Raw genomic sequence first — 12,170 nt, 5'->3', positions numbered from 1 at the left:
GGTCACCACCCCACGGAGCGGCGGACGCACTCCGTCCGCGGGTTCGCGATCACGGTGTGAGCCTCGTCGACAGCGGAGCGAGCGGGGTCACGTTCTTCGGGTGGGTCGGGTTGAGGAACCACTTGCGCGCGGAGACCAGCCACCAGATGCCGGCGAACGCCAGTACCACGCCGACGGCCAGGGGCGCGTAGTTGAAGGTCTCAAGGGTGACCGGGGCGGCTTGAGGCAGCATGAACAGCACGGTGATCAACGCGACCCAGGCGACCGCGAGCACGCCGACGGGCTTGGACCAGCGGCCCAGGTGCCACGGGCCCCGGTGGAAGGCGGCGCCCTGGCGCAGCCGCAGCAGCGTCGGGATGACATAGGCGATGTACAGGCCGATCGTCGCGATCGACGTGACAGCCGCGTACGCGGTCGTGTTGAACAGGTAGGGCAGACCGAGGACGAAGGCGCCGCCGGCGGACAACCAGACCGCGTTGGTCGGCGTACGGGTGCCCGGATGCAGCTTGTGCCACGTCTTGGAGAAGGGCAGGGCTCCGTCACGGGAGAAGGCGTAGATCATGCGGGAGTTGGCGGTCACGCTGGCCATGCCGCAGAAGAGTTGGGCACCGATGACGATGAGCAGCATCATCTTGCCGGTGCTCTCGCCGAGGGCGTCCAGGAAGATCTGCGCGGGCGGAACCCCGGTCTCGGAGGCGAGGGAGCCGCTGTAGGACTGGATGGCGAAGGTGAGTCCGAAGAGGAGGACGAACCCGGCGGCCCAGGAGACCAGGATGGAGCGGATGATTCCGCGGGGCCCCTCGACGGACGCGTTCTTGGTTTCCTCGGTCATGTGGGCGGAGGCGTCGTAACCGGTGAAGGTGTACTGCGCCATCAGCAGACCGATGAGCGCGACGTACACGGCGGAGCCCCAGCCGGTGTTGTTGACGAACTCGCCGAAGACGAACGAAGGCGACTGGTGCCTGTCCGGGACGACCAACAGGGCACCGACGATCACCACGACGCCGATCAGGTGCCACCACACCGACACGGTGTTGAAGAAACCGACGATGCGCACCCTGAAGGTGTTCACCAGGCCGTGCAGCAGCAGGATGATCCCGAACAAGGTGATGGTGTGGCCCGGGGTGGCGGCGTAGCCGAACTCCAGGTTCAGGTAGGCGTTGAGGAAACTGGCGGCCCCGAAGTCGATGCCGGCGGTCACGGCCACCTGCCCGAGCGTGTTGAACCAACCGGTGAACCACGCCCAGGCGGGCGCGGACTCGCGCGGGGCCAGCTTGTGCGCCCAGAAGTAGAGGCCGGCCGACGTCGGATAGGAGGAGCAGACCTCGGCCATGGCCAGGCCGACGAACAGGGTCATCAGGCCGACGAGCACCCAGCCCCACATGATGACCGCGGGGCCGCCCGTGTTCATGCCGAACGCGTACATGGTCAAGCAGCCGCTCAGCACGCTGATGATCGTGAAGCTGACCGCGAAGTTCTGCCGGCCGCTCATGCTGCGGTCGAGCGTCTGGGTGATGCCCAGCTCGGCGAGGCGCTCCTCTTCCGACTGCATGGTGCTGGGGATCTCTAATGGCATGGAGGTGCTTCCTTCATCGTGAGTGCGTCCATCGTGAGTGCGTCTGACACGGGGGGCGGTTCGGTGAGTCAGGGCCGGGGACCTCGGCCCTGCCCCGAGGGCTCGGCCACCTTCATCGCCCAGCCGCGGTGGCGGCGGAACAGCTTCGCGGCGTCGCCGCAGTAGCCCCACGGCACATCGGTCGCGTACGGGCCGATGGCGTCGAAGGCATCTGCGGCTTCCAGGTGTCGGCCCCCGAACGACAAGGCGTGCGCGAGGTAGTTGGCGTCCTCGTGGAAGGCGGCGTGCGGCCGCCTGGGCGCACGGCAGTCCCACCAGTTCTCCCACGCCTGCCAGGTCGACGGGTTGTCCACCCACGGGTGAATCGTCAGTCCGTAGCGGTCTCCGTCCACCTCCATGCGCATGCGGTGGGATTCGGCGAGGGCGACCAGCGGCAGCACGTGGAGCGGGAGTCCGCGCGGCGCGTGGACGCACTGCTCCTGCGCCCAGTGGAAGACCTCGCCCCCCGTGCCGTGCCAGGAGGGGAAGAGATAGGTGAGCAGTTCGTGGTGCGCTTCCCGATTCCATGGATCGCACTCGATCAGCCGTTTCCACACCTGCTCCACCGTCGCGCGCCATTCGCGGTCTCGGGGAGGCGAATGAAAACGCGTCAACGCGAGCATGACCAGGTACGGGGAGGGGTCGCTCGGCAAGGCCTCGGCGGCGGCATCGCAGGTGCTCCACGCCTCTTGCATCGCCTCGTTGAGCCCACGCCCCCGGCCGCCGGCCATCGACCGCAAGGCCAACACATTGGCCAGCAGGGCCAAGGCGTGCGGAGAGCGCGGCTCCGCCTGCGCCCACGTGTCGGCGAACGTCAACCGGACTCCGCCACGGGCGAGGACCTGGAGGCGGAAGATCCGCCTGTCCCAGTCGGCACCCGTCGAGGACAGCAGCTCGCGAGCGCCTTCCCAGCGCCCCATCGCGGCGTCCTCGATCACCGTACGAAGGGCCGCGTCGTCCCGGGCCGGATGCCGGTCGAGGTCGAATGCCCGGCTAGCCATGCCCCTGCGGCCTTCCGCGCTCCGCGGATGCGGCGAGCCGCCGACTCCCGCCCCGCGAGACTTCCCGTCGTACCCGAAGGCCGCTCCGGCCGTTCGCCGCGGCCGGCGGAAGGCGTCGGGACAGCAGCGACACGGCAGTGGTGGCCGGGCTCATCGTCAGGCGCTCAGGCACCTCTGGTATCGGCATGCTCGAAAGTCCTCGGGTCACGTCCGGCAGTGGAAAGACCGCCGGGGCACGGGGGCGGTGGGAGAGGAGCCAATGTCCTCATCCGCGCCCCGACGGTCGGCTTGGAAGTCGATCTTCGCGATCGGTTCGATCGCACCCCGCACTCTCCTTGGACTCCGGCGCCGAGATCAGGGGCGGCACCCCGCAGCGCGAGGAGCGGACACACGCTCGAAGGACCCGTTCCCGGGCGGTTCGTCGGCGCCGTGCCCTGCGGGCGACCTCAGAGTGGTGGGAGCGCGCGCGGTGCGCACATCACCCGGGTGATATCGCCGGAGTGCCTCCGCCTTCGCCCGAGACGGTCGGGGCAGTGCGCCGCGCCGGAGGCCACTCGCGGAGACGGGACGGCTCGCACGGCCGCCACGACGAGTCGACGGCGAGGTGGCGGAGGCGGGTCCGTGGACGGGCTCGCGTGCCATGGGTGCTCCCTTCGGGCCGCGCGCCGTGGCTTGGCGGCCCGAAGGGAGCGGCGGATCAGGTGGTGCTCGTGGTGTCGTCGTCGAGTTCGCGGGCGAGCTTGCGCAGGATGGGCCCGTACTCGGGGTGGGCCAGGGCGGTGGCCATCTGGGCGACGAGGTAGTCGGCGGGGTTGCCGGTGTCGTACCAGCGCCCGGAGATGACCTGTCCGTACACCGCCCGGTTCCGCGCGTACGCGTTGATGGCGTCGGTCAGGTAGACCTCGCCCTGGCGGTGCTCGTACCAGCGGCGGGTCTGCTCGCGGAGTTCGTCGATGACGGCGGGGGTGACGACATAGCCGCCGATCGCCGCGTACGAGGACGGGGCGTCGGCCGGCCTGGGCTTTTCGACCAGGCCGGTGATGCGCATCAGGCCGTCGCCGAGGTCTTCGTTGACGACGGGCACGCCGTAGCGGTGGGAGTCGGCCGGCTCCATCGGCATCAGGGCCAGGACCGGGCAGTTGGTGCTCTCGTAGGCGTGGATGAGCTGCTGGGCGCGGGGCACCTGGGCGACGAAGACGTCATCGGGCCAGAGCACGAGGACGGGTTCGTCCCCGAAGGCGCGGGCGGCGTTGAGTACGGGGGTGCCGTTGCCGTAGGGGCCGTACTGGTCGAGGTAGGTGATGTGGCCCTGGCGGGCCAGCTCGCCGACCTCTTCCACAGCGTCGGCGTACGCGTCCTTGCCGTCGGCGCGCAGCTGCTCGACCAGGGAGGGGTTGGGGCGAAAGTGATCCTGGATAAGGGACTTGCCGCCGGAGACGACGATGGTGATGTCCGTGATACCGGACGCCACGAGCTCGCGGACGGTGTGCTCGATGACCGGCTTGTCGCCGACCGGCAGCATCTCCTTCGGCGTGGCCTTGGTCAGCGGCAGCAGACGGGAACCGAGTCCGGCGGCGGGGATCACAGCCCTGCGGATCGTCGGGGTCGGGGGCATCAGGGACGCTCTTTCGGTCGGGGCGCGTGCCGCACCGGCCGGCGGGGCACGCGCCGACGCTACCAATGCCCCCGTCCTCCCCGGTGGCTGTCTGCCGGGCGGCGCACCGGGACGTTCACGGGCAGAGGAACGAGCCCGTGTACTTCGTCACGGCGAAGTGGCCGTGGGCGTCGATCACCTGGAATGACGGCCAAGAAGGAGTCTGATCGACCGCACATCGGCAAGTGGCCGCGACGAGCCGGTGAGCGGCTTCCTGGCAGGCATCCGAAGGGCTTCCGTCGGCACCGGGTGACGACTCTCCCCGCGTCCGCGCCCCCGCTGCGTCCCCGCCGCGCCCATGGAACGCGAAAAGCGGCCCCGGAGGGCCGCCAGGATCACCGAAGTGACTCACGCTGCCAGCCGAGATGCTGGTCAGATCGTTTCTGCACATCCAGCGCGTGGTGGGGCGGGTGGGACTCGAACCCACGGCCGACGGATTATGAGTCCGCTGCTCTAACCGGCTGAGCTACCGCCCCTTTACGGCGTGGCGCGTACATGTGTGCGCGCCGTCTGCCGCAGCATAGCCGCTCATACGATCTCCTGCCTCGGATGCCTCGCATGATCGGCTTCGCTGTCCAGAGAGACCGCGCCGAGCGCTGCCCGGTTCCGGAATCAGGGCAAAAAAAGGAGGACCCTTGCGGGCCCTCCTCTTCTTTGCTCCCCCGACTGGACTCGAACCAGTAACCTGCCGATTAACAGTCGGCTGCTCTGCCAATTGAGCTACAGGGGACCGCGCTCCCCCGACTGGACTCGAACCAGTAACCTGCCGATTAACAGTCGGCTGCTCTGCCAATTGAGCTACAGGGGATTGCTGCGTTGCACCGAACAGCCCACCTCCGGCGTTTGCCGGGGGGCGAGCGCCCGTTGCGAGTCATAGATTAGCGCAAGCAGGGGGGTGCTCCGCCAATCGGTATCGGCAGCAGGCCGGACACCACACGACGAAGGGTGACAGGCATGCGGTACAAGGTCACGTTCGCGGTCGGACTGGCCGTCGGGTACGTGCTCGGGACCCGGGCCGGGCGCGAGCGGTACGAGCAGCTGAAGAAGTCGGCCCGCGAGATCGCGCAGAACCCGGCGGTCCGCAATGCCGCGGAGACGGCTGGTCACAGCGGTCGCCAGTACGCGGGCAAGGCATTCGCCGCGGTGAGCGACAAGGTCGGCGACGCGGTGCCGGAGGCGTTCGCCGAGCGGGTCCGGAACCTGCGCGGTCGGGGCACCGGCGCCGGTGGCGAGGACGACTGGGGCACCAGCAACACCTGAGGCCGGCCGGAGGCCTCCGCGGCCCGTGGCCGGGAGGCCTCCTCGACGGCGGAGTCCGCCGGTCCGTGCGGCAGAATTCTCCGCATGGGGATAGTCGCCGGGCTGGACAGCTCTTCCACCTTCACTCGCATCGTCGTCTGTGACGCCGACACGGGTGCCGTGTTGCGCCAGGGCTACGCGCCCCACCCGCAGCCGACGGGCGAACCGGGGGGCACGAACCCCCACGAGACGGACCCCCAGGCGTGGCTGCTCTCGCTCGGCGAGGCGGCCGGCGGCGGTCTCCTCGAAGGGGTCCAGGCCATAGGGGTCTCCGCGCAGCAGCACGGCCTGCTCCCCCTGGACACGCAGGGCGCCCTCGTGCGTCCGGCACTGATCGGAAACGACAAGCGCGGGCAGGTCGCCGCGGCCGACCTGATCGAGGTGCTCGGCGGTCGTCGGGGCTGGGCCGAGGCCGTGGGCTGCGTCCCGCACTCCGCGCAGCCGATCTCGAAGCTGGCCTGGCTGGCACGTACCGAGCCCGAGGCGGCGCGCCGGGTGGCCGTGTTGATGTCCCCGCACGACTGGCTCGTGTGGCAGTTGCTGGGCCGGCCCGCCCGCCGCACCACCGACCGGGGCGGCGCGTCCGGCACCGGCTACTGGTCGACGGCCACCGGCACCTACCGCCCCGACCTGGTCGAACTGGCCCTGGGGCATCAGGCACTGCTGCCCGAGGTGCTGGGCCCGGCCGACGCCGCCGGCACCACTCCCGAGGGGCTGCTGATATCCGCCGGGACCGGCGAGACCATGGCCGCCGCCCTCGGGCTGGGCCTCGGTCTGGGCGACGCGGTCGTGTCGCTGGGCGCCTCCGGCTCGGTGATGGCCGTGCACCACCAGGCGCTGCCCGACCCGGGCGGCCTGATCACCTCGCTCGCCGACGCGGGCGGCATGCACCTGCCGGTGGTGAACGTCTCCAACGCCGTACGGACCCTGCGCGGCACCGCCGAGATGCTCGGCACCGACCTGGAGGGGTTGAGCGCGCTGGCGCTGAAGTCGACTCCGGGTGCGCACGGCCTCGTGCTGCTGCCGTACCTGGAGGGCGAGCGGACGCCGAACCTGCCGCAGGCCGCCGGCACCCTGTCCGGGCTTCGGCGGGACTCCATGAAGCCGGAGCACCTGGCGCGGGCCGCCTTCGAGGGCATGCTGTGCGGTCTGGCCGACGCCCTCGACATCCTGCGGCACCGCGGGGTGGAGATCCGTCGGGTGTTCCTGCTGGGCGCGGCGGCCGAGCTGCCCGCCGTGCAGGCGGCGGCGCCGGGCCTGTTCGGGACGCAGATCGTGGTCCCGGCGCCGGCCGACTACGCGGCACTGGGCGCCGCCCGCCAGGCGGCGTGGGCCCTCGGTGTGGCGCGGGGCACCCTCGCGCCGCACACCCCGCCGCTCTGGCCGGGTCCGGCGGCGCAGGTCTTCGAGCCGGGCGAGGACTACCCGGCCTGGCAGGCGGTGCGCCGCCAGTACGTCGCGACGCGCGAGCAGATCCACCCCGGGGCGTTCTAGGCCTCGGCCCGGGGCGGGCGGGCGCCCGGTCGGCGGTCGCGAGGGGGCCGAGACGGTCTGGTCCTTTTGACCTGCCTTTGCGAAAACGGGTGGGGATCGGGCACCCGATTGGCCGAAGATGGAGCGAACCCCCTCGATCTTGCCGACCGGAGCCTGCGCGTGCTCATACGACTTCTGCGGACCCACCTGGGTCCGTACCGGAAACCCATCGCCCTGCTGGTGCTGCTGCAACTGCTGCAGACCAGTGCGAGCCTCTACCTGCCCACGCTCAACGCCGACATCATCGACAACGGTGTCGTCAACGGTGACACCGGCTACATCCTGCGCTTCGGCGCTCTGATGCTCGGTGTCTCGCTCGTCCAGCTCGCCTGCAACATCGGGGCCGTCTACTACGGCGCCCGCACCGCCGCGGCGCTCGGCCGGGACGTCCGGGCCGCCGTCTTCGACCGCGTGCAGAGCTTCTCCGCGCGTGAGCTCGGCCAGTTCGGCGCCCCGTCTCTGATCACCCGTACGACGAACGACGTCCAGCAGGTCCAGATGCTGGCGTTGATGACCTTCACGCTGATGGTCTCGGCGCCGATCATGTGCGTCGGCGGCATCGCGATGGCGCTGTCGCTCGACGTGAAGCTGTCCGGGGTCCTGCTCGCCGTCGTCCCGATCCTCGGCCTGTCGGTCGGCGCGATCGTCTTCAGGACGCGTCCGCTGTTCCGGAAGATGCAGACCCGCCTGGACATCGTGAACCGGGTGCTGCGCGAGCAGATCACCGGCAACCGCGTGATCCGCGCCTTCGTTCGCGACGCGTACGAGAAGGAGCGCTTCCGGGAGGCGAACGCCGAGCTCACCGGAGTCTCGCTGGCCTCGGGGAAGCTGCTCGCGCTGATGTTCCCCGTCGTCATCGTCGTGGTGAACATCTCCAGCGTCGCCGTCATCTGGTTCGGCGCGATGCGCGTGGACAGCGGCGGCATGGAGATCGGCCAGTTGACGGCCTTCCTCGCCTACCTGATGCAGATCGTCATGTCCGTGATGATGGCCACCTTCATGTTCATGATGGTGCCGCGCGCCGAGGTCTGCGCCGAGCGCATCCAGGAGGTCCTGGACACCGAGTCCAGCGTGGTCCCGCCCACCGACCCGGTGCGCGAGCTGCGGCGGCACGGGCAGTTGGAGCTGCGCGGCGCCGACTTCCGCTACCCCGGCGCCGAGGCCTCGGTGTTGCGCGGCGTCGACCTGGTGGCCCGTCCCGGCGAGACGACGGCGGTGATCGGCTCCACGGGCAGCGGCAAGTCCACGCTGCTGGGGCTGGTCCCCCGGCTGTTCGACGCGACCGGCGGCGAGGTGCTGGTCGACGGGGAGGACGTGCGCCGGCTGGATCCGGAGCTGCTGGCCAGGACGGTCGGCATGGTGCCCCAGAAGCCGTACCTGTTCTCCGGCACCGTGGCCTCCAACCTGCGCTACGGGCGCCCGGACGCCACGGACGAGGAGCTGTGGCAGGCGCTGGAGGTGGCCCAGGCCAAGGACTTCGTGTCCGCGCTGGAGGGGGGCCTCGAAGCGCCCGTCTCCCAGGGCGGCACCAATGTCTCCGGCGGTCAGCGGCAGCGGTTGGCGATTGCCCGCACGCTCGTGCAGCGTCCGGAGATCTACCTGTTCGACGACTCCTTCTCGGCGCTGGACTACGCGACGGACGCGGCGCTGCGCGCGGCCCTGTCCCGTGAGACGGAGAACGCGACCGTGGTCATCGTCGCCCAGCGGGTGTCCACGATCCGTGACGCCGATCGGATCATCGTCCTCGACGAGGGCCGGGTGGTGGGCGAGGGACGCCATCACGAGTTGATGGCCGGCAATGAGACCTACCGGGAGATCGTGCTCTCCCAGCTGACGGAGGCGGAGGCGGCGTGAGCGGGCCCGGAGGACGAATGATGATGGGGCCGACCCAGCGGTCCATGGACTTCAAGGGGTCGGGCAAGCGGCTGCTGGGGCAGCTCGCGCAGGACCGGGTCAAGCTGTGGGGCATGGTCGTCGCCGTCATAGGCAGCGTCGCGTTCACGGTGGTCGGCCCGAAGATCCTGGGTCATGCCACCGACCTGGTGTTCGCGGGGATCGTCGGCCGGCAGATGCCCGCCGGGATCACGAAGCAGCAGGCGCTGGACGACCTGCGCGCCAAGGGCCAGGACGGCATGGCGGACATGCTGTCCGGGACCGCCTTCACGCCGGGGCAGGGCATCGACTTCGGTGCCGTCGGGGTCGTGGCGATCTGGGCGCTGGTGGTGTTCACCCTCGCGGGTCTGCTGATGCTGGTGGCGACGCGGCTGTCGAACCACGTCATGAACGGCACCGTGTACCGGATGCGCGAGGAGCTCCAGGCGAAGCTGTCGCGGCTGCCGCTGTCGTACTTCGACCAGCAGAAGCGCGGCGAGGTGCTCAGCCGGGCGACGAACGACATCGACAACATCGGGCAGACCCTCCAGCAGACGATGGGGCAGTTGCTGAACTCGCTGCTGACGATCGTCGGCGTGCTGGCGATGATGTTCTGGATCTCGCCGCTGCTGGCGCTGGTCGCGCTGGTGACGGTGCCGATCTCGATCTTCGTCGCGGCGAAGATCGGCAAGAAGTCGCAGCCGCAGTTCGTGGCGCAGTGGAAGACCACGGGCACGCTCAACGCGCACATCGAGGAGATGTACTCGGGGCACAACCTGGTCAAGGTCTTCGGGCGGCAGAAGGAGTCCGCGGCGGTCTTCGCCGCGGAGAACGAGGAGCTGTACAAGGCCTCGTTCAAGGCGCAGTTGGTCAGCGGCATCATGCAGCCGGTGATGTTCTTCATCTCGAACGTCAACTACGTGCTGATCGCGGTCGTCGGCGGTCTGCGGGTGGCCTCGGGCACCCTGTCGATCGGTGACGTGCAGGCCTTCATCCAGTACTCGCGCCAGTTCTCGATGCCGCTGACGCAGGTCGCCTCCATGGCGAACCTGGTGCAGTCCGGCGTGGCCTCGGCGGAGCGGGTGTACGAGCTGCTCGACGCCGAGGAGCAGGAGCCGGACGCGGAGGTCCCGGAGCGTCCGGAGTCGCTGCGCGGCCAGGTCACCCTGGACAAGGTCGCCTTCCGCTACGAGCCGGACAAGCCGCTGATCGAGAACCTCTCGCTGACGGTCGAGCCGGGGCACACGGTCGCGATCGTCGGCCCGACGGGCGCCGGGAAGACCACGCTGGTCAACCTGCTGATGCGGTTCTACGAGGTCACGGGCGGCGAGATCGCCCTGGACGGGGTGGACATCGCGAAGATGACCCGCGAGGAGCTGCGGAGCGGGATCGGCATGGTGCTCCAGGACACCTGGTTGTTCGGCGGCACCATCGCGGAGAACATCGCCTACGGTGCTTCGCGCGAGGTGACCCGCGAGGAGATCGAGGAGGCCGCGCGGGCGGCGCACGCGGACCGGTTCATCCGCACCCTGCCGGACGGCTACGACACGGTGCTGGACGACGAGGGCGCGGGGGTCAGCGCGGGCGAGAAGCAGCTGATCACCATCGCGCGGGCGTTCCTGTCGGATCCGGTGATCCTGGTGCTCGACGAGGCGACCAGTTCGGTGGACACCCGTACCGAGGTGCTGATCCAGAAGGCCATGGCGCGTCTCGCGCACGGCCGTACGTCCTTCGTCATCGCGCACCGGCTGTCCACGATCCGCGACGCGGACGTGATCCTGGTGATGGAGAGCGGGTCGATCGTGGAGCAGGGCACCCACGAGGAGCTGTTGGCTGCGGACGGCGCCTACGCGCGGCTGTACGCGGCGCAGTTCGCGCAGGCGGTGGCCGAGGTCGACTGACCGGGCGGGCTCGTCGCGGTGGCGTCAGGGGTGCCCTCGTCGAGGGGGCACCCCTTCGGCGTGTCCGGGCTCGTCCGTCCGGGTCGCGTGCGGTCCGGACGGACGGGCGCGTCAGTCCAGGTAGCCGCGGAGCTGGTCGGCGAAGGCGTGGTCGCGCAGCTTGTTGAGGGTCTTGGACTCGATCTGGCGGATCCGTTCGCGGGTCACGCCGAAGATCCGGCCGATCTCCTCAAGGGTGCGCGGCCGGCCGTCGGCCAGGCCGTAGCGCAGTTGGACGACCTTGCGTTCGCGCTCGCCGAGGGTCGAGAGCACGGCTTCCAGGTGCTCGCGGAGCAGGAAGAAGGCGGCCGACTCCATGGGCGAGGTGGCGTCCCCGTCCTCGATGAGGTCCCCGAGGGCCACGTCGTCCTCCTCGCCCACCGGGGCGTGCAGGGAGACCGGCTCCTGCGCGAGACGGAGTACCTCCAGGACCCGCTCGGGGGTCAGTTCGAGGTGGACGGCGACCTCTTCGGCGGTGGGCTCGTATCCGCGTTCCTGGAGCATGCGGCGCTGGACGCGTACGACGCGGTTGATCAGTTCCACGACGTGGACGGGGACGCGGATGGTCCGGGCCTGGTCGGCGAGGGCCCGGGACATCGCCTGCCGGATCCACCAGGTGGCGTAGGTGGAGAACTTGTAGCCGCGGGCGTAGTCGAACTTCTCGACGGCCCGGATCAGGCCGAGGTTCCCCTCCTGGACCAGGTCGAGCATGGTGAGCCCGCGGCCCACGTAGCGTTTGGCCACGGAGACGACGAGGCGCAGGTTGGACTCGATGAGGCGGCGTTTGGCCATCCGTCCCATGACGACGAGCTTGTCCAGGTCGAGGGTGAGTTGGAGGTCGAGGCCGGGGGTGTTGCCCAGCTTCTCCTCGGCGAACAGTCCGGCCTCGACGCGTCGCGCCAGGTCCACTTCCTCCGCCGCGGTGAGCAGCGGGATCCTGCCTATCTCGCGCAGGTACTGTCGGAAGAGGTCGGCGGAGGGTCCCGCCCCGCTCCCGCTGTCCGCGCTGCGCCTGCGCTGCTCGGGCACCGGTTCGATCAGCTCCAAGACCTCGGGCTCGTCGTCGACGGCTTCGGCTTGCGCCTCGACGGGTTCGTCGGCCCGAGCGGGGTGACTCACGTTCACGGTCAGGGTCCGGGTCTGCACGGGGGCGACCTCCAGGGCTCCGAGGACGGGGGCACCGCACCTCAGTGTGGGGTACGACACATCGCCGCCACGAGGGGCGTGCGAGCACTTTCTGAGTCCGGTGCGTGACC

Annotated in this window: 8 protein-coding genes and 3 tRNA genes; 4 read left to right on the top strand and 7 right to left on the bottom strand. The window is 69.9% G+C overall.

Features of this window, described 5'->3' with window-relative positions:
• Positions 1–49 precede the first annotated feature (49 nt).
• From ADK55_RS11765 to ADK55_RS11740, 6 genes are all read right to left on the bottom strand, one after another.
• Positions 50–1,576, bottom strand: a complete 1,527-nt coding sequence (locus ADK55_RS11765; RefSeq protein WP_053677796.1) for an amino acid permease — start codon at positions 1,574–1,576, stop codon at positions 50–52.
• A gap of 68 nt (positions 1,577–1,644) precedes the next feature.
• Positions 1,645–2,616, bottom strand: coding sequence for a hypothetical protein (locus ADK55_RS11760; protein WP_234350005.1), 972 nt, complete (start codon positions 2,614–2,616; stop codon positions 1,645–1,647).
• Positions 2,617–3,313: 697 nt separating this feature from the next.
• A complete protein-coding gene (locus ADK55_RS11755; RefSeq protein ID WP_053677794.1) occupies positions 3,314–4,231 on the bottom strand; it encodes a UTP--glucose-1-phosphate uridylyltransferase in 918 nt (305 codons plus the stop codon).
• Positions 4,232–4,669: 438 nt separating this feature from the next.
• A tRNA-Ile gene (locus ADK55_RS11750) sits at positions 4,670–4,746 on the bottom strand.
• 181 nt (positions 4,747–4,927) lie between these two features.
• Positions 4,928–5,000 (bottom strand) — tRNA-Asn (locus ADK55_RS11745).
• A 5-nt stretch (positions 5,001–5,005) separates the two neighbouring features.
• Positions 5,006–5,078: transfer RNA gene (locus ADK55_RS11740), tRNA-Asn, on the bottom strand.
• A gap of 146 nt (positions 5,079–5,224) precedes the next feature.
• Here ADK55_RS11740 and ADK55_RS11735 point away from each other — a divergent pair.
• The 4 genes from ADK55_RS11735 to ADK55_RS11720 all read left to right on the top strand — a co-directional run bounded on the left by ADK55_RS11735 (position 5,225) and on the right by ADK55_RS11720 (position 10,875).
• Complete coding sequence (locus ADK55_RS11735; RefSeq protein WP_053677791.1) at positions 5,225–5,530, top strand: hypothetical protein; 306 nt, start codon at positions 5,225–5,227, stop codon at positions 5,528–5,530.
• 84 nt (positions 5,531–5,614) lie between these two features.
• Positions 5,615–7,063, top strand: a complete 1,449-nt coding sequence (locus ADK55_RS11730; RefSeq protein ID WP_053677789.1) for an FGGY family carbohydrate kinase — start codon at positions 5,615–5,617, stop codon at positions 7,061–7,063.
• Positions 7,064–7,222: 159 nt separating this feature from the next.
• Complete coding sequence (locus tag ADK55_RS11725) at positions 7,223–8,956, top strand: ABC transporter ATP-binding protein (protein ID WP_053677787.1); 1,734 nt, start codon at positions 7,223–7,225, stop codon at positions 8,954–8,956.
• Positions 8,953–10,875, top strand: coding sequence for an ABC transporter ATP-binding protein (locus tag ADK55_RS11720; protein ID WP_053677784.1), 1,923 nt, complete (start codon positions 8,953–8,955; stop codon positions 10,873–10,875). Before ADK55_RS11725 ends, ADK55_RS11720 begins: the two co-directional genes overlap by 4 nt.
• A gap of 111 nt (positions 10,876–10,986) precedes the next feature.
• Here ADK55_RS11720 and ADK55_RS11715 read toward each other — a convergent pair whose 3' ends face one another.
• Positions 10,987–12,120, bottom strand: a complete 1,134-nt coding sequence (locus ADK55_RS11715) for an RNA polymerase sigma factor (RefSeq protein ID WP_371591370.1) — start codon at positions 12,118–12,120, stop codon at positions 10,987–10,989.
• Between the last annotated feature and the right edge of the window lie 50 nt (positions 12,121–12,170).

Origin of the sequence: Streptomyces sp. WM4235, assembly GCF_001279725.1 — a bacterium.
Classification (GTDB): domain Bacteria; phylum Actinomycetota; class Actinomycetes; order Streptomycetales; family Streptomycetaceae; genus Streptomyces.
Note: the sequence above shows the minus strand (reverse complement) of the source record. Positions and strands in the feature narration are given on the sequence as shown.